Origin of the sequence: Variovorax sp. PMC12 (genome assembly GCF_003019815.1) — a bacterium.
Lineage (GTDB): Bacteria > Pseudomonadota > Gammaproteobacteria > Burkholderiales > Burkholderiaceae_C > Variovorax.
Window position 1 is genome coordinate 3,242,993 of sequence record NZ_CP027773.1, and the last position, 23,877, is coordinate 3,266,869.

Consider the following 23,877-nt stretch of genomic DNA (forward strand, 5'->3'; position numbering starts at 1 on the left):
CGGGCAACAGGTGTTCAGTTTTCGAGAAGACTCGCGCCAGCCCAGCGGCCTTCGCGCACCAGCATGCGCGCGGTGTCGGCCATCACCACCCGGGTGGCCAGCGCGGCCGGCGACAGTTCGTCGTCCGACAGGCTGACCAGCAGGCTGCGCCGGCCCACGTGGTTGTCGGTGATCTGGCTGCTGAGCACATCGTCCGCCGGCTGCCGCGCGATGGCGGCACCGGGCTGGATGGTGGCGCCCAGGCCGGCGCGCACGGCGTCCATCAGCAGCGCCAGGCCGTCGATCTCGGCCACCACCAACGGCTCGATGCGGGCACGGGCGAAAGCGGAAGTGAGGCTGGCACGCAGGCCGTGCCCGGCGCTGGGCATGATGAGCGGGACGCCGGCCAGCTGCGCCAGCCGCACCTTCGGACCCGGCGGGCGCTGCGCCAGGCCGACGGCCGCGAGGACGAAGAGCTTTTCATCGAGCAGCGGCTCGATGCTCCAGCGGCGCGGCGTGGCGGTCTCGAACAGCACGGCCAGGTCGAGCTGGCGAGACTGCAGCATGCTGGCCAGGTTGCCCGACAGCGACTCCACCAGATGCAGCCGCACGTCGGGGTAGCGCGCACGCATTTCCCGGATCAGCGGCAACCCGAGCACGGAGGCGGTGGTTGGCGCCAGGCCCACGCTCACATGGCCGGAAAGGCGTGCCTGCTGCGCCGCGCGCACGGCCTCGTCGGCATGGCGGAGCGTGAGCTGGGCCTGCTGCAGGAAGGCCACGCCGGCGTCGGTGGGAATGACGCCGGTGCTGCTGCGTTGAAGCAGCCGGGTGCTGAGCTCGCCCTCCAGGCGGCTGATCTGCTGACTCAGCGCCGATGTCACCACGCCGAGCTCGATGGCCGCGCGGCCCATGCTGCGCAGTTCGCAGACTTTCACGAAATAGCGGAGTTGGCGGAGTTCCATCGCAAGGGGCCGGCAGTCGAGGGCCGGGCATCGAAGAAGTCATCGCGCAATGAAAAAAGCCACGCTGCGGAACAACGTGGCTTGTCTTTCCTGCGCGGCGGATCAGTGCTGCAGGATCTTGTTGAGGAAGTCCTTGGTGCGCGGCTGGCGGTTCTCCGGGTGTCCGAAGAACTCGTCCTTCGGGCAGTCTTCCAGGATGCGGCCGCCCACGTCGATGAAGATCACGCGGCTGGCCACCTTGCGGGCGAAGGCCATTTCGTGCGTGACCACCATCATGGTCATGCCTTCCTTGGCCAGGGCCACCATCACGTCGAGCACTTCGCCGACCATCTCGGGGTCGAGCGCCGAGGTGGGTTCGTCGAACAGCATCACGATCGGGTCCATCGACAGCGCGCGGGCAATGGCCACGCGCTGCTGCTGGCCGCCCGAGAGCTGGCCCGGGAACTTGTCCTTGTGCGCCATCAGGCCCACGCGGTCGAGCATCTTCAGGCCGCGGGTCTTGGCTTCGTCGGGCGAGCGGCCAAGCACCTTGATCTGCGCGATCGTGAGGTTCTCGGTCACCGACAGGTGCGGGAACAGCTCGAAGTGCTGGAACACCATGCCGACCTTGGAGCGCAGCTTGGGCAGGTTGGTCTTGGGGTCGTGCAACGGGATGCCGTTGACGGTGATCTCGCCCTTCTGGAAGGGCTCCAGCGCGTTCACGGTCTTGATGAGCGTGGACTTGCCGGACCCCGAGGGGCCGCAGACGACGACCACGTCGCCCTTGGAGATGTTGACGGAGCAGTCGTTGAGCACCTGCACCGGGCCGTACCACTTGGATACGTTCTTGATTTCGATCATTTTTTCGGACATTTTCAAACTCCTGTGAGCAGGTTCATCGCACCGAATGCAGTCGGGGAAACGCCGTGGAACCGGCTTTGCCGGGCCACCGGCGTTGCCCCCTGGAAGGGCGTTGGCGAAGCGACACGAAGTGCGCGAAGACTGGGGGTCATCTGATGATGGCGATTTTCTTGTGCAGGCGCTTCACCAGCCAGGAAAGGGCATAGCACATGACGAAATAGACGACGGCCGCCAGCAGGTAGGCCTCTTCCGGCCGCCCGAAGTTCTTGCCGGCGGTCTCGAAGCCCTTGAGCATGTCGTACGCGCCGATGGCGTAGACCAGCGACGTATCCTGGAAAAGGATGATGGTCTGCGTGAGCAGCACCGGCAGCATGTTCCGGAACGCCTGGGGCAGGATCACCAGCTTCATGTTCTGGCCGTAGGTCATGCCCACGGCCATGCCGGCGGAGACCTGACCGCGCGGGATCGACTGGATGCCGGCACGCATGATCTCGGAAAAATAGGCGGCCTCGAAGCAGACGAAGGTGATGACCGCCGAGGTCTCCGCCCCGATGGGCCGCCCGATGATGAACGGCACCAGCAGGAAGAAGCCCAGGATCACCATCACCAGCGGCACGGAGCGCATGCCGTTGACGTAGGCGGCCGCGGGAAAGTCCAGCCACTTCTTGCCCGACAGGCGCATGAGCGCAAGCAGGGTGCCGAAGAAGATGCCGCCCAGCGTGGCCACCACCGTCAGGATCACGCTGAAGTAGAAGCCCTTCAGCACATAGGTGCTGATCAGGCTCCAGTTGTAGAAGGAAAAGTCGAGATTCATCATGTCAGTGGCCTCCCGTGCCGCCGGCGGCAACGAAGCCCGGCACGCGCACCTTGCGCTCGATGAAAGTCAGGATGCGGTTCACCAGCATGGCGCTGATGACGTAGAGAGCGATCACGCCGATGTAGATCGGGATCTGCGCCGAGGTCTCTTCACCGGCCTGCAGGTAGAACTGCGTGAGCTCGGGAATGGACACCGCGAAGGCCACCGACGAGTTCTTGAAGATGTTCATCGACTCGCTGGTCAGCGGCGGCATGATGATCCGGTACGCCATCGGCAGCAGCACGAAGCGGTAGTACTGCGGCGTCGTGAAGCCCACGGCCATGCCCGCGTAGCGCTGGCCGCGCGGAAGCGCCTGGATGCCCGAGCGCAACTGCTCGGCGATACGCGCGGACGTGAAGAAGCCCAGCGCACAGACCACCAGCACGAACGGCGGCAGGTCGCGCATGGGCGGAATGATCTTCGGCAGCACGAAGTACCAGATGAACACCTGGACCAGCAACGGGATGTTGCGGAACAGCTCCACCCATGCGTTGCCGAGCCGAACCAGCCAGGGACTGTCGGGGAGCGTTCGCAGCGTGCCGATGATCGAGCCCACGACGAGCGCCACGAGCAGGGCCGAGAGCGACACGCCCACGGTCCAGCCCCAGGCGTTCAGCATCCATTGCAGATAGGTCTGGTCCGCTCCTCGCGCAAAGCAGCTTGCGACCACTTCATTGGTGAGCGTGTCCTGGCAAAAGACCGACATGTCCAGGTTCAGCATCCATCCTCCTTCGCGGGTAAGGGCCCGCGCCCATTGCATCGAAAAGCCCGCGTCGGCAGGGTGCCGCGCGGGCTTGGCTTTTTCAGGTCTGGCGCCGCCTTACTTGGGGGCGTAGGCTTCCATGGGCTTGTCGTTCGGGCTGGCCCAGGCGGCCTTGGTACCTTCCGACACCGGCATGTTCAGGTTGACGTTGTTCGGCGGGATCGGCTGGGTGAACCACTTGTCGTACAGCTTGGCGAGCGAACCGTCCTTGATCTGGCGCACGATGCTGTCGTCGACGGCCTTCTTCAGCTTGGCGTCGCCCTTGGGCAGCATGCAGGCGATGGGCTCGACCGACAGCACTTCGCCGACGATCTTGAAGTCCTTGGGGTTCTTCGACTTGGCGGCGTTGGCGGCCAGGATGGAACCGTCCATCACGAACGCGTCGGCGCGGCCCGACTCGAGCAGCAGGAAGCTGTCGGCGTGGTCCTTGCCCATGACTTCCTTGAAGTCGACGCCTTCGGCGCGCTTGTTCTTGCGCAGCGTCTGGACGGAAGTGGTGCCGGTGGTGGTGGCCACGACCTTGCCCTTCAGGTCGGCGATGCCGTTGATGCCCGAATTGGCCTTGGTGAGGATGCGCACTTCTTCCACGTAGGTGGTGTAGGCGAAGTCGACGTCCTTCTGGCGGGCCGTGTTGTTGGTGGTGGAGCCGCACTCGAAGTCGATGGTGCCGTTCTGCACCAGCGGCACGCGGTTCTGCGAGGTGATGACCTGGTAGTTGACGGTCAGCGGCTTGCCGAGGTCCTTGCTCAGGTCCTTGATGATGTTCTCGGCCATTTCAGTGTGGAAGCCGACGTACTTGCCGCCGCCCAGCGTGTAGGCCAGGCCGGACGAATCGCGAACACCCAGGTTCACTGCACCGCGCTCCTTGATCTTGGCGAGGGTATCGGTGGCCTGCGCGAAGGCGCCGGATGCCACGAATGCCGTCACGGCCAGCGCGAGCAATTGCTTTTTCATCAGAAAACTCCTTGGGAAATTGAACAGAAAGAAATACATCGAAATTCTAGACACACACTGTTGTTGGGCGCATTGGTAACCACCCCGGTGCACGGTGCACTGAACCCAGTGCTTTCGCGCAGGAGCGGGCGCCCGTCTGGTGCATGAGACCCGTCATGGCGCCGGAGGCAATTGATTAGCAGCCTCCGTGCCCGTCGGCATGGCCGCGGCGGAAACAGATGCTGACAATCTTACAGGTTGCGTCAGGTTTTCCGGCACGAGCAGCGCTTCCATCTCGGCGCGGGTCATGATGCCCAGCGACTCGGCCACCAGGTCGATAGGCCCGCCGGTGGCCAGCGCGGTCTTGGCGATGAGCGCGGCCTTCTCGTAGCCGATGAGCGGATTGAGCGCCGTGACCAGCGTGACCGACGCGCGCACCTGCCTGGCAAGGAACTCCCGGTTGGCCTCGATGCCCTCGACGCAGTTCTTCTGCAGGGTGTTGCAGGCCCGGCTCAGGTGCTGGATGCTCTTGAACAGGCTCCAGCCCATGATCGGCTCGAAGGCATTGAGCTGCAGCTGGCCGGCCTCCGAGGCCATGGTGACCGTGATGTCGTTGCCGATGACCTCGAAGGCCACCTGGTTCATGACTTCCGGGATCACCGGGTTGACCTTGCCCGGCATGATCGACGAGCCCGCCTGCCGCGCCGGCAGCCGGATCTCGCCGAAGCCGGCCTGCGGGCCGCTGGAGAGCAGGCGCAGGTCGTTACAGGTCTTGCTGAGCTTGGTGGCCACGCGCTTGAGCACGCCCGACAGCTGCACGAAGGCGCCCGTGTCCTGCGTGGCCTCGATGAGGTTGGCGGCCTGCTTGAGCGGCACGCCGGTCTGCTCGGCCAGGTACTGGCATGCGAGGTTGGCGTAGCCGTGCGGTGCGTTGATGCCGGTGCCGATGGCGGTGGCGCCGAGGTTGATTTCCTCGATGAGCGCGCGTGCCTCGCCGAGCCGCTCCTCGTCCTCGCCGATCATGATGGCGTAGGTCAGGAACTCCTGGCCCAGCGTCATGGGCACGGCGTCCTGCAGCTGGGTGCGGCCGATCTTGAGGATGTCCTTGAATTCGAGCGCCTTGGCCTCGAACGCGCGGCGCAGCGAGGCCATCGACTCCAGCAGCCTGCCGATGGCGAACCACAGCGCCAGCCGCACGGCGGTGGGGTACACGTCGTTGGTGCTCTGCGAGGCGTTGACGTGGTCGTTCGGGTGCAGCACGTCGTAGCGCGCCTTCTCGTGGCCCAGCTTTTCCAGCGCGAGGTTGCAGATGACCTCGTTGGCGTTCATGTTGGTGGAGGTGCCGGCGCCGCCCTGGATGACGTCGACCACGAACTCGTCGAGCAGCTTGCCGTCGATGACGTCCTCGCACGCCAGGATGATGGCGGCGGCGCGGTCGCGGTCGATGGCGCCGAGGTCGGCATTGGCGCGGGTGGCGGCCTTCTTCACGTAGGCCAGCGCGCGCACCAGGTCGGGCATGGCCGAGATGCGGGTGCCGGAGATGGCGAAGTTCTCGACGGCCCGCGCCGTGTGCACGCCCCAATAGGCGGCGGCTGGAATCTGCTTTTCGCCGAGGAAGTCGTGTTCGGTCCTGAAATTGGTGCTCATACAGGTTCCTCGGCTAAAAAAAAGCACGCGGGTGGCGCGTGCCGTAAAGCTTGCTTGTGACAGCGGCGTTAAAAAACTGCCGCGACTGTAGTGGCCCGGGCTCCGCCGTGCCAATGCCGTTTGCGGGGACGGTCATGCGCGTCATTTATAGATTGTGCGGTGCACAAAACGCAGTCAGTGCGGCGGCTGGGTGCCGACAAGGTAGGACCACAGCGCGTCCGCCGTGCCCTTGGGCTGCATGCTGTCGAGCGACGACGACTTGGCGGCGCGGCCGGATGCGCCCTTGACCGGCGCCGGTGCGCTCGGCCGCTCGCGGTAGGCGCGGATTTCCATCGTCGCCTCCAGGCTGTCGATCTCGGGCGGCAGCGCACTCACCAGCTTGCGCGCCTTGATCTCCTTGCGCACCGCGCTCTGCGGCAGGAAGGCGATGCCGTGGCCCTCCAGCGCCATCACCTTCAGGCCCTCGGCCATGTCGGTTTCATAGACGCGGTCGAGGTGGATGGCCGTGCCCGACTCCTTCAGCAGCTGGTCGACGACGCGCCCCAGGTAGGCGCCCGGCGCATAGCCCAGGTAAGGCAGCGGCTGGCCGGGGCGGCCCGGCAGCCGGTAGCGCGGCGCGCCGTCGGCGTCGGCCTTGACCCAGGGGGCGACGGTTTCCTCGCCCAGGCTCACCATCTCGTACTTGTTGGCGTCCAGCTGCAGCGGCTGCGAGGGGTGGTGGTAGGCGATCAGCAGGTCGCAGCTGCCCTCCACCAGCCGCAGCACCGCGTCATGCACGTTGAGCGCGATGAGCCGGCTCTTCATGGGGCCGAAGTGCTCGCGCAGCGACGTGACCCAGGCCGGGAAGAAGGTGAAGGCCAGCGTGTGCGGCACCGCGAACTCGATCACGTCCTGCCCGGCGGCCGAATGGCCGCGCAGCATGGCGCGCGTGCTCTGCAGCGACTGCAGCATCTCGATGGCCTGGCTGTAGAGCGTCTGCCCCGCGGGCGTGAGGCGCGTCGGGTACGAGCTGCGGTCGACCAGGTCGGTGCCGGCCCAGCCTTCGAGCGCCTGGATGCGGCGCGAGAACGCCGGCTGGGTTACATGCCTCAACTGGGCCGAGCGGCTGAAGCTGCGCGTTTCCGCAAGGCTGATGAAGTCTTCGAGCCACTTTGTTTCCATACGCGGCGATTATGCGAGCGCCGCGCCATACTGGGCGCCCCCTCCTTTTCCCGCACTCGCCATGCCTTCAGCCGACCTGCTCGACCTCAGCGCCACCGAACTCTCCCGCCGCATCGCCGCGCGCGACGTGTCCTGCCGCGAGCTGATGGCCGCCTCGCTGGCGCGCATCGAGGCGCTGAATCCGCGCTTCAACGCCATCGTGTCGCTGCGCGATCCGGCGCTGTCGCTGGCGGAGGCCGACGAGCGCGATGCCGAGCTGGCGCGCGGCGAACGGCGCGGCTGGATGCACGGCTTTCCGCTCGCGGTGAAGGACCTGAGCCACGCCGCCGGGCTGCCGACCTCGATGGGCTCGCCGCTGTCGCCGCGCTCGCCGGCGCGCACCGACAGCCTGCACGTGGCCCGCGCAAGGGCCGCCGGCGCCATCGTCATCGGCAAGACCAACACGCCCGAGTTCGGGCTCGGCTCGCACACCTACAACCCGGTGTTCGGCATCACGCGCAACGCCTATGCGCCCGAGCGCAGCGCGGGCGGCAGCAGCGGCGGCGCGGCCGTGGCGCTGGCCCTGGGCATGGTGCCCGTGGCCGACGGCAGCGACATGATGGGCTCGCTGCGCAACCCGGCCGCCTTCAACAACGTGATCGGCATGCGGCCTTCGCGCGGACGCGTGCCCGGCGACCCCGAGCAGGAGCTGTTCTTCCAGCAACTGGGCATCGAAGGCCCGATGGCGCGCACCGTGGAAGACGCGGCGCGCCTGCTGGCGGTGCAGTCGGGCTTCGACGGCCGGGTGCCGCTGTCGTCGCCGCACGCCCTGCCCTCGCCCGAAGCGCTGCAGCTCGACGGCGACGGCAAGGGCCTGCGCATCGGCTGGCTGGGCAGCATCTGGCCCGACCTGCCGCTGGCGCCCGGCGTGCGCGAGCTCGGCGAAAAGGCGCTCGGCACCTTCCGCGACATCGGCTGCGAGGTCGAGCCCTGCACGCTCGACGTGCCGCGCGAGCACAACTGGAGCGCCTGGCTGCGCCTGAGGCAACTGCTGGTGGGCGGCAAGCTGGGCGCCTACCTGAGCGACCCGAAGCTGTTCGCGCAGCTCAAGCCCGAGGCGCAATGGGAAATAGAGCAGAGCCGGCACCTCGACGCGGCCTCGCTCTATCAGGCCTCGAACTACCGCTCGAACGTGTACCGCGCGTTTCTCAAGCTGTTCGAGCGCTTCGACTTCGTGCTGGCGCCGACGGCGCAGGTGTTTCCGTTCGACGCCGAGCTGCACTGGCCGGCCGAGGTGGCCGGCGTGAAGAGCGACACGTACCACCGGTGGATGGAGATCGTCACGCCGTTCACGCTGGCGGGGCTGCCGACACTGAATGTGCGCGCGGGGTTCGGGGAAGGCGGGTTGCCGATGGGGCTGCAGCTTGCCGGGCCGATCCATGCGGATCTGGATGTGCTGCGGCTGGGGCATGCGTATGACCTGGCATGCGGCTGGGGCGCCAAACGCCCCCCGGTATTGGCTTGACTCCCTCCCCTTCCGGGGGAGGGCCGGGGTGGGGGCAAGCGGCACTCACCGCAGGCGCACTGCCCGCCCCCATCCCAACCTTCCCCCAGAGGGGGAAGGAGCAAGAGATCAGACTGGGGTCAGCACGCCGCGCCCCGCGAAGTGCCCTTCGGCATTCGCAAGGAAATGGTCCACCGACTTCTGAGTCGCCTCGGGCGACCATCCGGCCATGTGCGGCGTGAGCAGCACGTTGTCCAGGCCGACCAGCTGCTCCGGCCGCTTCGGCTCGCTCTCGTACACATCGAGGCCGGCTCCGGCGATGCGGTTCTCGCGCAGCGCCGCGGCCAGCGCGTCGGTGTCGACCACGCTGCCGCGGCCGATGTTCACCAGGTAGCCCTGCGGCCCCAGCGCGTCGAGCACTTCGGCATTGACCAGGTGCTTCGTTGCCGGCCCGCCGGGCGCGGCCAGCACCAGGAAGTCTGCCCATGCGGCCAGCGACTTCAGGTCGTCGAAGTAGCGCTGCGCCACGCCTTCCTTCGGCTTGCGGTTGTGATAGCCGACCTCCATGTCGAAGGCCGCGGCGCGCTTGGCGATCTGCTGGCCGATGGTGCCCATCCCCAGGATGCCCAGCTTCTTGCCCGACACTTTCGGCGGCTGCGGGATGGCTTCGCGCCACACGCCTTCGCGGCACAGCCGGTCGAGCTTGCGGAACTCGCGCACGATGCTGATCAGCAGGCCGAAGGCGTGGTCGGCCACGCAGTCGTCGTTGGTGCCGGCGCCGTTGGCCGTCACGATGCCGCGCGCGCGCGTCAGCTCGAGCGGCAAGCCTTCGTAGCCCGCGCCCATGCAGCAGATCAGCTCCACCGCCGGCATGGCCGCAATCTCCTCGGGCGTGATGCCGATGACGCCGATCGTCAGCACCGCGCGGAATTTCTTGCCGTGCTCTGCAATGGCGGCTGCGCGCTCGGCCGCGCCGAACGCGTAGGTCATTTCGTAGACCTCGCCGATCTGGGCCTGGTGGGCGCTCGAGAGGCTGCTGAGCACCAGCAGGGGAATCTTGGTCGACACGTATGAACTCCTGGAATCGATGGAAAAGTGACGAATGATCGCGCTAGAGCATCGGAACCGCTTCGCTCTTCTGCAAAGCCCACATCTGCGCGTAGCGGCCCTGCCTGGCGAGCAGCTCCGCATGCGTGCCGCGCTCGACGATCACGCCCGACTCCAGCACCAGGATCTCGTGCGCGTCCACCACCGTCGACAGGCGGTGCGCGATGACCAGCGTGGTCTTGTCCTGCGCGGCGCTCTTGAGCTCCGACTGGATGGCTCGCTCGTTGGCCGAGTCGAGCGCCGAGGTGGCCTCGTCGAAGATCACGATCGGCGGGTTCTTCAGCAGCGTGCGCGCAATGGCCACGCGCTGCTTCTCGCCGCCGGAGAGCTTGAGGCCGCGCTCGCCCACGGTGGTGTCATAGCCCTTGGGCGTGGCCACGATGAAGTCGTGGATGCGCGCGGCGCGCGCGGCGGCTTCCACTTCTTCGCGGCTCGCGCCCGGGCGGCCGTAGGCGATGTTGTATTCGACCGTGTCGTTGAAGAGCACCGTGTCCTGCGGCACGATGCCGATGGCGCGGCGCACGCTGGACTGCGTCACTTCGCGGATGTCTTCCCCGCCGATGGTGATGCGCCCCTGCTGCACGTCGTAGAAGCGGTAAAGCAGCCGCGCCAGCGTCGACTTGCCAGAGCCCGAAGGCCCGACCACAGCCACCGTCTTGCCGGCCGGGATCTCGAAGCTCACATGCTTGAGGATGGGCCGCGCGGGCTCGTAGGCAAAGCTCACGTCCTCGAAGCGCACGGTGGCGTCGGCGCCGGCAAGCGGCTGCGCACCGGGCGCGTCGCGCACCTCGCGCTCCTTTTCCATCAGCACGAACATCTTGTCGAGGTCGGTCAGGCTCTGCTTGATCTCGCGGTAGATCACGCCCAGGAAGTTCAGCGGAATGTAGAGCTGGATCATGAAGGCGTTGACCATCACCAGGTCGCCCAGCGTCATGCGCCCCTCCACCACGCCCGAGGTGGCGCGCCACAGCATCAGCACCAGGCTCACCGCGATCAGCAGCTGCTGCCCGGTGTTGAGCATGCTCAGCGTGCGCTGGCTCTTGATGGCGGCCTTGCGGTAGCGGTCGAGGCTGGCGTCGTAGCGGCCGGCCTCGAAGTCTTCGTTGTTGAAGTACTTGACGGTTTCGTAGTTCAGCAGCGAATCGACCGCGCGGCTCTGGGCCACGGAGTCGAGCTCGTTCATGGTCTTGCGGAACTTGGTGCGCCATTCGGTCACCGTCACGGTGAAGGCGATGTACAGCACCAGCGCGGCGGCCGTGATCCAGACGAACAGCGAATCGAACTTCACGCCCAGGATGGTGAGCACCAGCACCAGCTCGATGATGGTCGGCACGATGCTGTAGAGCGACATCGAGATGAGCGAATGCACGCCGCGCGTGCCGCGCTCGATGTCGCGCGTCATGCCGCCGGTCTGGCGCTCCAGGTGAAAGCGCAGGCTCAGCGCGTGCAGGTGGCGGAACACCTCCAGCGCGATCTGCCGGGCCGTGCCCTCGGTGGCCTTGGCGAAGATCAGCTCGCGCAGCTCGCCGAACAGCGAGGTCGAGAAGCGCAGCAGGCCGTAGGCCAGCAGCAGGCCGATGGGCACGATGAGCAGCGCCTGGGCCATGTCGGGCTTCGGCGTCATGGTGTCGACCAGGTTCTTCAGCAGCACCGGCACGCCGACGTTGGCCACCTTGGCGCCCACCATGAAGGCCAGCGCGGCGGCCACCCGCCACTTGTACTGCCAGAGGTAGGGAAACAGGCGGCGCAGCGTCGCCCAGTCGGAACGGTCGCTGCGCTCCGGCGGGTGGCCGGAGGCGGGGTGGGAGGGGGGAAGGGCTTCGCCGCTGCGGCGCATGGGAGACAATCGTGGTTGCTTGTTTGTTCCAGATTGTGCCCATGTCAGATACTTCCAGCGCCGCCGCTGCCGCCACCCTCAAGAGCCTGCCCACCGACATGGAGCTGGTGCTCAAGGTCATTCCGATGCCGGCCGACTGCAATGCCAACGGCGACATCTTCGGCGGCTGGGTCATGGCGCAGTGCGACCTGGCCGGCTCGGTGATCCCCGCGCGCTACGCCAAGGGCCGCCAGGCCACGGTGGCGGTGAACGAGTTCATCTTCAAGCAGCCGGTGCGGCTGGGCGACATCCTCTCGTTCTATTCGAAGCTGGTGCGCATCGGGCGCACCTCGGTCACGGTGACGGTCGAGGTGTTCGCAGAGCGCTTCCGGGCGCAGGGCGAGTACATCAAGGTGACGCAGGCGACCTTCACCTACGTGGCCATCGACGACAACGGCCGCCCGCGCCCCATCGAACAACAGCCCTGATCGGGCAGGCTCACAGGCCCGGGTCGCGCACCCGCTCGAAGCGCTCGAACTCGCGGTTGATCCAGCGCCCGTCGCGGCGCTCCACCCGGCGGATGTACACGGTCTGCACGATGTCCCTCGTATGGGCGTCGATCTCGACCGGCCCGCGCGGGCTGTCCAGCCTGAGGCCGCGAAACGCATCCACCAGCCGCTCCCCGCCCGCATTGCCGCGCGCGGCGGGCGAACTCATGGCCGCATCCACGGCCGCGAGCGCGTCGTGGGCCGCCACGGCGAAATAGCCCGGCCGCAGGTGGCTGCCGTACTCGGCTTCGAACACGCCCGTGAAGCGGCGGTTGGCCGGCGAGTCGTGCGCGAACGAATAGTGGTGGCTGGTGACCAGGCCATCGGCCAGCTCGCCGATGCCTTCGAGGTAGTGGTCGTCGGTGGCATCGCCCGTGGCAAGCAGGCGGATGCCGGTGTCGGCCATGCCGCGGTCGCGCCAGAACTTGAGGAAGGTGGCCGGCATCTGCCCCGAGGGCAGGAAGAAGAACACCGCCTGCGGCTTGAGCTCGCGCAGCCGCAGCATGTAGGCCGAGTAGTCGAGCGTGGCCAGCGGCACCCGCAGCATCGCGCCGACCCGCCCGCCGCCCGCGGTGATGCCCGAGACGAAGGCGCTCTCGGCATCGACACCCGAGGCGTAGTCGGCCACCACCGTGCACACGTCGCGCAGCCCCTGCTGGAGCGCCCATCGCGCCAGCGGCAGCGTGACCTGCGCGATGGTGAACGACACCCGCACCGCGAACGGGCAGCGCGACGTGATGCCGGAGGACGCGGCATTCATCACGATGAGGGGCATCCTGGCCTGCGTGGCGACGGCGCCCACGGCGTAGGCGTTGGAGCTGAAGTCGAGCCCGCCCAGCAGGTCGACCTGTTCGCTCTCCACGAGGTCCTGCGCATGGCGCCGCGCCTGGTCGGGTGCGCTGCCGGGCACGTCGCGCCGCAGCAGCTCGACCGGCCGGCCCGCGATGTGATGGTTGTGCGCGGCCAGCCAGACCGCCATGCCCGCATCGAACTGGCGCCCGCCGCCCGCATAGGGCCCGGACCACGAGCCGATGACGCCGATGCGCAGCGGACGCACCCGCGCCAGAACCAGCGCGGGCGCAGCCAGTGCGCCCGCAAGCAACCCCAAAGTACGCCGGCGCACCGGCTGGAATGCTACTTTTTCAGTAGCATCACTCGCCCGCTGGCCGGGCGCTGGGAGAGTTCTGACTCCTTGGATTTGCACGCCGGACAGTTTAAGCGCGCAAGTCCGGAAAGCACGTCAGACCTTGGAGAAATCAGGCTTGCGCTTCTCCATGAAGGCACCGAAGGCCTCCCGCGCCGCCGGCTCGCGCAGCATGCGACCGAAGCTCGCGCCCTCTTCGCCCATGCGCTCGAGCACGGCGGGCATCTGGCCCTTCTTCAGCAGGCGCTTGGTCTCGATCAGCGCGCTCAGCGGCTTGGCCGCGAGCTTGCGGGCCTGCATCTGCGCGATGCCGTTGGCTTCGGTCGGCGGCACCACGCGGTTGACCAGGCCCACTTCGAGCGCGGCCTCGGCCATGAAGGGCTCGCCCAGCAGCAGCGCCTCGGCCGCGCGGTGGTAGCCCAGCATCTGCGGCACCAGCAGGCTCGAGGCAGCCTCGGGGCACAGGCCCAGGTTCACGAAGGGCATCGAGAACGCCGCGTTGTCCCCCGCGTAGACCAGGTCGCAGTGGAACAGCATGGTGGTGCCGATGCCCACGGCCGGGCCGCACACCGAGGCGACGATCGGCTTGGGGAAGGTGGCGATGCCGCGCAGGAAGCGGAACACCGGCGACTCCTGCGTCGACGGCGGGCCGTTGAGGAAATCGCCGATGTCGTTGCCCGCGCTGAAGATGGTCGGGTCGCCCTGGATCAGCACGCAGCGCACGGCGGCTTCGCTCTCCGCGGTGGCCAGCGCGTCGGCCAGCTCGGCATACATGCTGCTGGTGATCGAGTTCTTCTTGTCGACGCGGTTGAAGGTGATGGTCATCACGCCGGCTTCGGTGTGGACGAGGATGTCGCTCATAAAAAATCCTTGAATGGAACGGGTGGTGCCGCCCTCAGGCGGCGGCAAGTGCCTCGCGAACGAAATCGAGCCGGTCCTGGCCCCAGAACATTTCGTCGCCGACGAACATGGTGGGTGCGCCGAAGACGCCACGCTCCACCGCTTCCTGCGTGACGGCCTTCAGGCGGTCCTTGGTTTCCTGCGCACCGGCCAGCGCGAGCAGGCCCGCGGCGTCGAAGCCCGCATTTTGCAAGACGGCGCCGACGGTCGCCGGGTCGTTGAGGTTCTTCGGCTCGACCCACATGGCGTGGAAGACCGCATCGACGTAGGCGCCGAAGCGCGCCGGCTCCTTCATCTGGATGCCGGTGGCGCCACGCATCAGCAGCAGCGTGTTGATGGGGAAGTGCGGGTTGTGCGCGAAGGGCACGTGGTAGCGCCTGGCGAAGCGCTTCAGGTCGGTCGTCATGTACGGACCCTTGGGCTTGATCTCGGCCGGCGAATGGTTGCCCGTGGCCTGGAACACGCCGCCGAGCAGCATGGGCTTCCACACCAGTTCGGCACCGGTGTCGGCGCAGATGTGCGGCAGCTGCGTCGCGGCCAGGTAGGCGGCGGGGCTGCCGAAGTCGAAATAGAAGTCGACGGATTTGGTCATTGGCGTTGTCTCCTTCGCGGAATTCTTCAGAACTTCTCGGACCAGGGCCGCAGGTCGAGCTCGTGCGTCCACGCATCGCGCGGCTGCGAATGGAGCATCCAGTAGCTGTCGGCAATGTGGTCGGGGTTCAGGATGCCGTCGCTTTCCTTCAGCGCATAGCGCTCGGGGAAGTTGCTGCGGATGAATTCGGTGTCGATGGCGCCGTCGACCACCACGTGCGCCACGTGAATGCCCTGCGGACCCAGTTCGCGCGCCATCGACTGGGCCAGCGCGCGCAGCGCCATCTTGGCGCCCGAGAACGCGCCGAAGTTCGCCGCGCCGCGCAGCGATGCCGTCGCGCCGGTGAAGATGATCGTGCCGCGGTGCCCACCCTCGGGCATCTCGCGCGCCACCATCCGCTTGGCCACCTCGCGCCCGTTGAGGAAGCCCGAGAAGCAGGCCATCTCCCACACCTTGAAGTACTTGCGCGCGGTCTCGCTGAGGATGCTCTCGGGCACGTTGGCGCCGATGTTGAACACCATCACCTCGATCGGCCCGACGGTCGATTCGATCTGCTCGACGAGCGCGACCACTTCTTCCTCCTTGCGCGCATCGCAGGCAAAGGCATGGGCGCGGCCGCCGTCGGCCTCGATCTGCGCGACCAGCGGCTGCAGCTTGTCGAGGCTGCGCCGGGTGACGCAGGTGGCGAAACCCTCGCGTGCGAAGCGGCGTGCGATGGCACCGCCGGTGGCGTCGCCGGCGCCGACGATGAGCGCGGCTTTCTGCAATGCGGCCATGTTTCTCTATTCCTTGTAGTAGACGATCTGGTTGGAGGTGGCCAGCAGCACGCCCTTCTCGCTCCACAGATGCGCCGTCTGGTCGAAGAAACCGTTGAAGAACTGCTGCCCCGCCGCACGGCCCAGCAGGTAGCCCGTGCCGACCTCTGCCAGTTGCGCCGGGCCGGCGTGGAAGTAGGTGGTGATCGACACCGTGCCCGCCGGCACGTGCCTGGCGCGGCGCAGCCACACGCGCGGATAGAACACGTCGCTCATCGCGGCGAGCGAGGCGAAGTCGAGCGGGCGCGCTTGGGCGTCGCGCAGCCAGATGCGGGTTTCGCTGTGTTGCAGGCTGCCGTCCCACTTCGCGGGAATGCCGCCGCTGAATGGGCGCATCTCGTACTGGTCGATCCACGCCACGCCCGATGGGCCGATGCTCATGCGGTCGACGGTCTCGGGCCGCGGCGCCTCGGGCATCGGCATGTCGCCCTCGCCCCAGGTGTCGCGGCGCGCGGCCGTCACCACGGTGGCGGTGGTCGTCATGTTGGGCGCGCCGCCGGGGCCGGGCTGCGTGACCTGCACGGTCCAGTGCTGTGTCGAGCGGTTGGTGCGCACGGCCGTGGCCTGGATGTCGAAAGCGCCCGCCTCGAGCGCGGCGGCGTAGTTGACGGTGAGCGCGATGGGCGTGCCGAGCACGTCGGGGTGCTGCATCACCGACTGCAGCACCAGCGCCGCCGTGGTGCCGCCGAACGGCCCGACCATGTTCCAGTAGTCGGGGCTGGTGGTGCCGGTGAAGTGCCCCACGCGGATGTCGCTGTGGTGGATCCTCAGGGCTTTGTCGAAGGGGTGCGTGCTCGTCGTCATGATCGGCAGTGTGCCTCCGGTGGGTGCGCTCGCGCAGTCGTGTGCGGGACGCCCCTGGCTGCGGCGCGGCACAGCCAGGGGGTCATGCTCAGACCCGCTCGAAGATCCCGGCGGCGCCCTGCCCCATGCCCACGCACATCGTGACCATGCCGTATTTCAGGTTCTCGCGGCGCAGCGCGTGCACGACTGTGGCCGAGCGGATGGCGCCCGTTGCACCCAGCGGATGGCCCAGCGCGATGGCGCCGCCCATCGGGTTGACCTTCGACGGATCGAGCCCCAGCGTGTTGATGACGGCCAGCGACTGCGCGGCGAAGGCTTCGTTCAGCTCGAACCAGTCGATGTCCTCGTGCTTCAGGCCCGCATAGCGCAGCGCGGCGGGAATCGCTTCGATGGGGCCGATGCCCATGATGTGCGGCGGCACGCCCTTGCTGGCAAAGCTCACGAAGCGTGCGAGCGGCGTCAGGCCGTACTGCTTCACGGCCTTTTCGCTGGCCAGGATCAGCGCGCCGGCGCCGTCCGAGGTCTGCGAGCTGTTGCCGGCCGTGACGGTGCCGCGCGCGGCGAACACGGTGCGCAGCCTGGCCAGGCCTTCGATGCTGGTGTCGGGGCGCGCGCCTTCGTCGAGGCTGACGGTGCGCGTCTTCGCGATCGACTCGCCGGTCTCCAGGTCGGGCGTGCGGTCGGTCACTTCGATGGGCGTGATCTCGTCGGCGAACTTGCCGGCCTTCTGCGCGGCCAGTGCCTTCTGGTGCGAGGCGAGCGCGAACTCGTCCTGCGCCTCGCGGCTCACCTTCCACTGCTGCGCGACCTTCTCGGCGGTGAGGCCCATGCCGTAGGCGATGCCCACGTCGCCTTCGCGTTCGAAGATGGAAGGCGACAGCGAGGGCGAGTTGCCCATCATCGGCACCATGCTCATGCTCTCGACGCCGGCGGCGATCATCACGTCGGCCTCGCCCACGCGGATGCGGTCGGCCGCCATCTGCACGGCCGACAGGCCCGATGCGCAGAAGCGGTTGACGGTGATACCGCCGACGCTGGTCGGCAGCCCGGCGAGCACCGCGCCGATGCGCGCGACGTTCAGGCCCTGCTGCGATTCGGGAATCGCGCAGCCGCAGATGATGTCTTCGATGGCCTTGGGGTCGAGGCTGGGCACGGCGGCCAACGCGGCACGCAGCGTGGTGGCCAGCAGGTCGTCGGGGCGGTAGTTGCGGAAGTAGCCGCGGTGCGACTTGCCGATGGGGGTGCGGGTGGCGGAGACGATGTAGGCGTCTTGGACTTGTTTGCTGCTCATGAGGAAGCTCCTGAATTTTCTTGCTCCTTCCCCCTCCGGGGGAAGGCTGGGATGGGGGCCGGCGGCGTCAACTCGACAAGTCGGTTGGCGATGGCCTGGCGCACCCCATCGAAATTGATGAACGGTTCATTCGATGCGAAGCGCAATACATCGAAGCCTTGTTCGCGAAAAAAGGCGTCGCGTCTCGCGTCATAGACCTGCTGGGCCTGATGTTGGGAGCCGTCGAGTTCGACGATCAACTTCGGGGCCAGACAAGCAAAGTCCGCGATGTAGTTGCCCAGCGGATGCTGGCGCCGGAACTTCACGCCCAGTTGCTCCGAGCGCAATCCACCCCAGAGCTTGCGCTCGGAATCCGTCATCTCGCGGCGAAGCACTTGCGCGTTCGCTCGGGCATTGGGAGTGGACTGGTTTCGCATCGTGCTTGGTTGGAGAGCCCCCATCCCGGCCTTCCCCCGGAAGGGGAAGGAGGAATGCGGAAATCAGTTGCGCACCGGCTTGCCCGTGCTCAGCATCCCCATGATCCGCTCCTGCGTCTTCGGATGCACGATCAGCGAGCAGAACGCCTTGCGTTCCAGCGCCATCAGGTATTCCTCGGTCACGAGCGAGCCCGCGTCCACGTCGCCGCCGGTGACCACGTTGGCGATCAGGCTGGCGATGTGGAAGTCGTGCGCGCTGATGAAGCCGCCGTCGCGCATGTTCACGAGCTGCCCCTTGATGGTCGCGGCGCCGCTGCGGCCCGCCACGCGGAAGCTGCGGCGCAGCGGCGGGCGGTAGCCGGCGTCGGCCATGGCCTTGGCCTGCTGCAGCGCCACGTACAGCAGCTCGTCCTTGTTCGGCACGATCACGTCGCTGTCGAGCAGGTAGCCCAGCTTCTTCGAATCGAGCGCACCGGTGCCGACCTTTGCCATCGCGGCGGCGGTGAAGCCTTCGGTCAGGAACGGCAGCAGGTCGGTGCCCGTGGAAGCCGCGGCGTTCTCGGCCGCGCGGCGAGCGATGTAGGTCAGGCCGCCGGCGCCGGGAATCAGGCCCACGCCCACTTCGACCAGGCCGATGTAGCTTTCCATCGCGGCCACGCGCTTGGCCGAATGCACGGCCAGCTCGCAGCCGCCGCCCAGCGCCATGCCGCGCACGGCGGAGATCACCGGCACGTTGGCATAGCGGATCTTGAGCATCACGTTCTGCAGCTCTTCCTCGGCGCCCTCCACCGCGCCGATGCCGGCGACCACGAAGGCCGGCAGCATCGCCTGCAGGTCGGCGCCGACCGAGAACACCTCGTCGGGTGACCAGATCACCAGGCCCTTGTATTCGGCCTCGGCCAGCTCGACCGCGGCGCCCAGCGCCTCGGCCACGTCGGGGCTGATGGCGTGCATCTTCGAATGGATGCTGGCGATGAGCACTTCGCCGTCCAGCGTCCACACGCGCACGTCGCCTTCGTCGCTGATCGTGGTGCCGGCCGTGTTGGCATCGGCGGCGTTCGCGCCGAGCACGCTCTCGGGGAACAGCTGGCGGTCATGCACCGGCAGCCTGCGCTGCGGCACGAACCTGTTCTGCGATGCGCTCCACGAGCCCTCGGGCGTGTGCACGCCGCCCGCCTCGGCCACCGGGCCTTCGAACACCCACTTGGGCAGCGGTGCGCTGCTCAGCGCCTTGCCGGCGTCGATGTCTTCCTGCACCCACTTGGCGACCTGCGCCCAGCCGGCTTCCTGCCAGAGTTCGAACGGGCCCTGCTTCATGCCGAAGCCCCAGCGCATGGCGAAGTCGATGTCGCGCGCGCTCTCGGCGATGTCGGCCAGGTGCACGGCGGCGTAGTGGAAGCCGTCGCGCAGGATGGCCCACAGAAACTGCCCCTGCGGTCCTTCGCTCTCGCGCAGCAGCTTCAGGCGCTCGCCCGCGGGCTTCTTCAGCATGCGGCCGTACACCTCGTCGGCCTTGGCGCCGGCGGGCAAGTATTCGCCGCTCTTCAGGTCGAAGCGCAGGATGTCGCGGCCCACCTTCTTGAAGAAGCCGGCCTTGGTCTTCTGGCCCAGGTTGCCCAGCTCCAGCAGCTTGGCGAGCACCGGCGGCGTCGCGAAGTTGGCGTAGAACGGGTCGGTCTCGGCGTTCAGGTTGTCCTGCAGCGTCTTCACGACATGGGCCATCGTGTCGAGGCCCACCACGTCGGCGGTGCGGAAGGTGCCGGAGCTGGCACGGCCCAGCTTCTTGCCGGTGAGGTCGTCCACCACGTCGGGCGTCAGGCCGAACTTCTCGACCTCCTTCAGCGTGGCCAGCATGCCCGCGATGCCGACGCGGTTGGCGATGAAGTTGGGCGTGTCGTGCGCGCGCACCACGCCCTTGCCCAGCGTGCTGGTGACGAAGGCTTCGAGGTCGTCGAGCACCTGCGGCTGCGTGGTGGGCGTGTTGATCAGCTCCACCAGGAACATGTAGCGCGGCGGGTTGAAGAAGTGGATGCCGCAGAAGCGCGGCTTCAGCGCTTCGGGCAGCGCCTCGCTGAGCTTGGTGATCGACAGGCCCGAGGTGTTCGAGGCCAGGATCGAATGCTTGGCGACGTGCGGCGCGATCTTCTTGTAGAGGTCGAGCTTCCAGTCCATGCGCTCTGCAATGGCCTCGATGACGAGGTCGCACTCGCCGAGCTTGGCCAGGTCGTCTTCGTAGTTGGCCTGCTCGATCAGCACGGCGTCGGCCACGTCGCCGAGCGGCGCGGGCTTGAGCTTCTTGAGGTTGTCGATGGCGCGCGTGACGATGCCGTTCTTCGGGCCTTCTTTTGCGGCCAGATCGAACAGGACAACAGGCACGCGTACGTTGACGAGGTGGGCCGCAATCTGCGCGCCCATCACGCCGGCGCCGAGCACGGCGACCTTCTTCACTTGAAATCGGGACATAACTGGGCTTCGAAGTTTTGATTCGGTTCGGGGAACACCGCGGAACCGGCTTTGCCGGGCCGCTGGTGTTGCCCCCTTGAGGGGGAGGCTGCTACACGAAGTGAGCAGCTACGGGGGTGGGTCAAGGAACACGGTTCCAGGTTTGGGTGCGCCAGAAGGGGCCCAGGTAGCCGCGCACTTCGAGCTTCTTGCCGCCCTCGATGGGCGTGAAGCTCGCGCGGTATTCCTTGCCGTTCTCGGGGTCGAGGATCTTTCCGCCTTCCCAGACGTCCTTGCCCTCGGCCTTCTTGCCGCCGCGGATGATGTCGAGGCCGACCATGGGCTTGTCCTTGCGGTCGTCGCTGCATTCGCTGCAGACCGCGCCGGGCTTGGCGTCCTTGCCCAGCGCTTTCTCGATGCGCCCTGACAGGCCGCCGCCGGTCTCGGCGATGCTGATCTCGGCCTTGACCTCGCCCGTCTTGTCGTCCACGTTGCGCCACAGCCCCACCGGCGTGCTCTGGGCCATGGCCGAAGAAGCGGCGGTGGCGGCGAACAGGAGGGCTGCGAGTGTTGTCTTCATGATCGGCGAGTCCTGGAAGTTGAGGAAAGACGAGACGGTACTACCGCTCAGGCCAGTGCCGCGTCGGTGTCCATCAGCACCTTGCTGCCGGCACGCGCGGTGCGCATCAGCGTCGCGGTCTCGGGGAACAGCTTGGCGAAGTAGAAGCGCGCGGTCTGCAGCTTGGCGACGTAGAACGGGTCGGTGTTGCCGGCCGCGATCTCGCGCAGCGCGACCTGCGCCATGCGTGCGAACAGGTAGCCGAACACGAAGTGGCCGGCCACGCGCAGGTAGTCCACCGCGGCGGCGCCCACTTCGTCGGGGTTCTGGAAGCCCTTGAAGCCGATCTCGGTGGTGAACTTGGTGAGCTGGTCGCCCAGGCCCGCGATCGGGTTGATGAACTCGGCCATCCTCTCGTTCACGCCTTCTTCTTCCACCAGCCTGGCCACGAGCTTGCCGAACTTCTTGAGCGAAGCGCCGTTGTTGCCCAGCACCTTGCGGCCCAGCAGGTCCAGCGCCTGGATGGTGTTGGTGCCTTCGTAGATCATGTTGATGCGGTTGTCCCGCACGAACTGCTCCATGCCCCATTCCTTGATGAAGCCGTGGCCGCCGAACACCTGCATGCAGGCGTTGGTCGAGATGTGGCCGTTGTCGGTGATGAAGGCCTTGACGATGGGCGTGAGCAGCGCGACCAGCTCGCCAGAGTCCTTGCGCACCTTCTCGTCGGGATGGTTGTGTTCCTTGTCGAGCAGCAGCGTGCAGAAGATCTGCAGCGCACGGCCGCCTTCGGCGTAAGCCTTGGCCGTGAGCAGCATCTTGCGCACGTCGGGGTGCACGATGATGGGGTCGGCTTCCTTGTCCTTGGCCTTCACGCCGGAGAGCGAGCGCATCTGGACGCGGTCCTTGGCGTAGGCCAGTGCGTTCTGGTAGGCCACTTCGGTCAGGCCGAGCGACTGGTTGCCCACGCCCAGGCGGGCGGCGTTCATCATCACGAACATCGCGGCCAGGCCCTTGTTGGGCTCGCCCACCAGCGTGCCGGTGGCGCCTTCGATCACGATCTGCGCGGTGGCGTTGCCGTGGATGCCCATCTTGTGCTCGAGGCCGGCGCAGAAGATCGGGTTGCGCTCGCCGAGCGAGCCGTCGGCCTTGACCTTGAACTTCGGAACCACGAACAGGCTGATGCCCTTGCTGCCCTTTGGCGCGTCGGGCAGGCGGGCCAGCACCAGGTGGATGATGTTGTCCGTCATGTCGTGCTCGCCGGCCGAGATGAAGATCTTGCTGCCGGTGATGCGGTAGGTGCCGTCGGCCTGCGGTTCGGCCTTGGTGCGCAGCAGGCCGAGGTCGGTGCCGCAATGGGGTTCGGTCAGGCACATGGTGCCGGTCCACTCGCCGCTCGTGAGCTTGGGCAGGTAGGTCTTCTTCTGCTCTTCGGTGCCGTGCGCGACCAGCGCCTCGTACGCGCCGTGCGAAAGGCCGGGGTACATGGTCCAGGCCTGGTTGGCGCTGTTGAGCATCTCGAACAGGCACTGGTTCACCACGAACGGCAGGCCCTGGCCGCCGAACGCCGGGTCGCACGACAGCGCGGGCCAGCCGCCTTCGACGTACTTGGCGTAGGCGTCCTTGAAGCCCTTGGGCGTCTTGACTTCGTGCGTGGCCTTGTCGAGCGTGCAGCCCTCTTCGTCGCCGCTGATGTTGAGCGGGAAGGTCACTTCGGCGGCGAACTTGCCGGCCTCTTCGATCACCGCGTTGATGGTGTCGGCATCGGTCTCGGCGTGGGCCGGAAGCGCCTTGAGCTCCTCGGCGACGTTGAGCACTTCGTGCAGCACGAACTGCATGTCACGCACGGGCGGGTTGTAGGTAGGCATCCGGGACTCTCCTGGTCGAAGCTAGATAGAAAAAAGAATAGGGAAAACGAAAAGGGAACGAGCCGCGCGCCCGGGTCAGCGCACGGTCTTGAGGCGGCGGCCCGCCGGCGCGGCGGCCGCATCGGGCTTGGGCGCGTCGGGCGTGGCGGCGCGCGCGAGGATGTTGTCGAAGCCGACATTGGCGCGGCCGATGGAGCCGGGCACCTGCAGGAAGCGGGCTTCGTAGTGCAGCGCGAGGATCAGGCCGTGGATCTCGAACGCCAGCTGGCGCTCATCGGCGTCGGCGCGCAGATGGCCTTCGCTCTGCGACTGCACGATGGCGCGCAGCACGGCCGCCTGCCAGATGCTGACCGACTCGACCAGCGCGTCGCGCACCGGGCCCGGGCGGTCGTCGAATTCGGAAGCGCCGCTGATGTAGATGCAGCCCGAGTCGATCTCGGTCGAGGTGCGCTTCATCCAGTTGGCGAACATGGCGCGCAGGCGGGGCAGGCCGCGCGGCGCCTGCAGCGCGGGGAAGAACACTTCCTGCTCGAAGCGCGCGTGGTATTCGCGCACCACCGAGATCTGCAGTTCCTCGCGCGAGCCGAAGTGGGCGAAGACGCCCGACTTGCTCATCTTGGTGATTTCAGCCACCGCGCCGATCGACAGGCCCTCCAGGCCGATCTGCGCGGCCAGCGCCAGCGCTGCGTCGACGATGACGGCCTTGGTCTGCTGGCCCTTCTGGGCAGCACGGGCGGGCTTGGCGGGGGCGGCTGAAGCGGACATCGTGGAATTCCCGAATAAAACGAACGGTCGTTCTATTTTGCAGGGACTTCGCACTTTGGTCCGCCAATGTCCTACTTTTCTGGAGGGCTACTTTTGCTCACGAACCCTGTTTGTTCATTCGGACCAGCTCCATTCGGTCGCTTGTACCGATTCACTTTCTCTCAATCGCGCATATAAATAGTTACAACA

The 23,877-nt window shown here is 67.0% G+C and carries 22 protein-coding genes; 2 read left to right on the forward strand and 20 right to left on the reverse strand.

The window, feature by feature from the left end; translation table 11 throughout:
• Positions 1-14: 14 nt before the first annotated feature.
• The 7 genes from C4F17_RS15125 to C4F17_RS15160 all read right to left on the reverse strand — a co-directional run bounded on the left by C4F17_RS15125 (position 15) and on the right by C4F17_RS15160 (position 7,141).
• On the reverse strand, positions 15-941 hold the full coding sequence (locus tag C4F17_RS15125; protein ID WP_106935784.1) for a LysR substrate-binding domain-containing protein: 927 nt from the start codon (positions 939-941) through the stop codon (positions 15-17).
• 102 nt (positions 942-1,043) lie between these two features.
• Positions 1,044-1,781, reverse strand: coding sequence for an amino acid ABC transporter ATP-binding protein (locus C4F17_RS15130; protein WP_081268420.1), 738 nt, complete (start codon positions 1,779-1,781; stop codon positions 1,044-1,046).
• Between the two features lie 148 nt (positions 1,782-1,929).
• Positions 1,930-2,598, reverse strand: a complete 669-nt coding sequence (locus C4F17_RS15140) for an amino acid ABC transporter permease (RefSeq protein ID WP_172839857.1) — start codon at positions 2,596-2,598, stop codon at positions 1,930-1,932.
• A gap of 1 nt (position 2,599) precedes the next feature.
• The gene (locus C4F17_RS15145; RefSeq protein ID WP_409194846.1) at positions 2,600-3,358 is read right to left on the reverse strand and encodes an amino acid ABC transporter permease; all 759 of its coding nucleotides are present in this window, start codon (positions 3,356-3,358) and stop codon (positions 2,600-2,602) included.
• 99 nt (positions 3,359-3,457) lie between these two features.
• Positions 3,458-4,354 (reverse strand): transporter substrate-binding domain-containing protein, encoded by an 897-nt coding sequence (locus tag C4F17_RS15150; protein WP_106935785.1) that lies wholly within the window; start codon positions 4,352-4,354, stop codon positions 3,458-3,460.
• Positions 4,355-4,507: 153 nt separating this feature from the next.
• Positions 4,508-5,980, reverse strand: a complete 1,473-nt coding sequence (locus C4F17_RS15155; RefSeq protein WP_081268382.1) for an aspartate ammonia-lyase — start codon at positions 5,978-5,980, stop codon at positions 4,508-4,510.
• A 174-nt stretch (positions 5,981-6,154) separates the two neighbouring features.
• Positions 6,155-7,141 carry a LysR substrate-binding domain-containing protein gene (locus tag C4F17_RS15160; protein WP_106935786.1) on the reverse strand — a complete coding sequence of 329 codons (987 nt, stop codon included), beginning with the start codon at positions 7,139-7,141 and terminating at the stop codon, positions 6,155-6,157.
• 61 nt (positions 7,142-7,202) lie between these two features.
• Between C4F17_RS15160 and C4F17_RS15165 the strand changes: the two genes are divergently transcribed.
• The gene (locus tag C4F17_RS15165; RefSeq protein WP_106935787.1) at positions 7,203-8,645 is read left to right on the forward strand and encodes an amidase; all 1,443 of its coding nucleotides are present in this window, start codon (positions 7,203-7,205) and stop codon (positions 8,643-8,645) included.
• Positions 8,646-8,753: 108 nt separating this feature from the next.
• Here C4F17_RS15165 and C4F17_RS15170 read toward each other — a convergent pair whose 3' ends face one another.
• Entirely contained in the window at positions 8,754-9,692 is a 939-nt protein-coding gene (locus C4F17_RS15170) for a 2-hydroxyacid dehydrogenase (RefSeq protein ID WP_106935788.1), read from the reverse strand.
• A gap of 43 nt (positions 9,693-9,735) precedes the next feature.
• Entirely contained in the window at positions 9,736-11,568 is a 1,833-nt protein-coding gene (locus C4F17_RS15175) for an ABCB family ABC transporter ATP-binding protein/permease (RefSeq protein ID WP_106935789.1), read from the reverse strand.
• A gap of 41 nt (positions 11,569-11,609) precedes the next feature.
• Here C4F17_RS15175 and C4F17_RS15180 point away from each other — a divergent pair, with 41 nt between their 5' ends.
• Entirely contained in the window at positions 11,610-12,035 is a 426-nt protein-coding gene (locus tag C4F17_RS15180) for an acyl-CoA thioesterase (RefSeq protein ID WP_081268377.1), read from the forward strand.
• Positions 12,036-12,045: 10 nt separating this feature from the next.
• Here C4F17_RS15180 and C4F17_RS15185 read toward each other — a convergent pair whose 3' ends face one another.
• From C4F17_RS15185 to C4F17_RS15235, 11 genes are all read right to left on the reverse strand, one after another.
• A complete protein-coding gene (locus C4F17_RS15185) occupies positions 12,046-13,152 on the reverse strand; it encodes an ABC transporter substrate-binding protein (RefSeq protein ID WP_106937566.1) in 1,107 nt (368 codons plus the stop codon).
• A gap of 183 nt (positions 13,153-13,335) precedes the next feature.
• Complete coding sequence (locus C4F17_RS15190) at positions 13,336-14,100, reverse strand: enoyl-CoA hydratase (RefSeq protein ID WP_081268376.1); 765 nt, start codon at positions 14,098-14,100, stop codon at positions 13,336-13,338.
• Positions 14,101-14,134: 34 nt separating this feature from the next.
• Positions 14,135-14,731, reverse strand: a complete 597-nt coding sequence (locus tag C4F17_RS15195; RefSeq protein WP_106935790.1) for a 2-hydroxychromene-2-carboxylate isomerase — start codon at positions 14,729-14,731, stop codon at positions 14,135-14,137.
• 26 nt (positions 14,732-14,757) lie between these two features.
• A complete protein-coding gene (locus C4F17_RS15200; protein ID WP_081268374.1) occupies positions 14,758-15,507 on the reverse strand; it encodes an SDR family oxidoreductase in 750 nt (249 codons plus the stop codon).
• A gap of 6 nt (positions 15,508-15,513) precedes the next feature.
• The gene (locus C4F17_RS15205) at positions 15,514-16,350 is read right to left on the reverse strand and encodes an acyl-CoA thioesterase (RefSeq protein ID WP_106935791.1); all 837 of its coding nucleotides are present in this window, start codon (positions 16,348-16,350) and stop codon (positions 15,514-15,516) included.
• Positions 16,351-16,438: 88 nt separating this feature from the next.
• Complete coding sequence (locus tag C4F17_RS15210; RefSeq protein ID WP_081268373.1) at positions 16,439-17,641, reverse strand: acetyl-CoA C-acyltransferase; 1,203 nt, start codon at positions 17,639-17,641, stop codon at positions 16,439-16,441.
• On the reverse strand, positions 17,638-18,057 hold the full coding sequence (locus C4F17_RS15215) for an endonuclease domain-containing protein (protein ID WP_106937567.1): 420 nt from the start codon (positions 18,055-18,057) through the stop codon (positions 17,638-17,640). The genes C4F17_RS15210 and C4F17_RS15215 overlap by 4 nt, the downstream gene beginning before the upstream one ends.
• Positions 18,058-18,120: 63 nt before the next feature.
• Positions 18,121-20,520 carry a 3-hydroxyacyl-CoA dehydrogenase/enoyl-CoA hydratase family protein gene (locus C4F17_RS15220; protein ID WP_106935792.1) on the reverse strand — a complete coding sequence of 800 codons (2,400 nt, stop codon included), beginning with the start codon at positions 20,518-20,520 and terminating at the stop codon, positions 18,121-18,123.
• Positions 20,521-20,641: 121 nt separating this feature from the next.
• Entirely contained in the window at positions 20,642-21,079 is a 438-nt protein-coding gene (locus tag C4F17_RS15225; RefSeq protein WP_106935793.1) for a DUF2147 domain-containing protein, read from the reverse strand.
• A gap of 47 nt (positions 21,080-21,126) precedes the next feature.
• Positions 21,127-22,923, reverse strand: coding sequence for an acyl-CoA dehydrogenase C-terminal domain-containing protein (locus tag C4F17_RS15230; protein ID WP_106935794.1), 1,797 nt, complete (start codon positions 22,921-22,923; stop codon positions 21,127-21,129).
• A gap of 75 nt (positions 22,924-22,998) precedes the next feature.
• Positions 22,999-23,688, reverse strand: coding sequence for a TetR/AcrR family transcriptional regulator (locus tag C4F17_RS15235; RefSeq protein WP_081268369.1), 690 nt, complete (start codon positions 23,686-23,688; stop codon positions 22,999-23,001).
• Between the last annotated feature and the right edge of the window lie 189 nt (positions 23,689-23,877).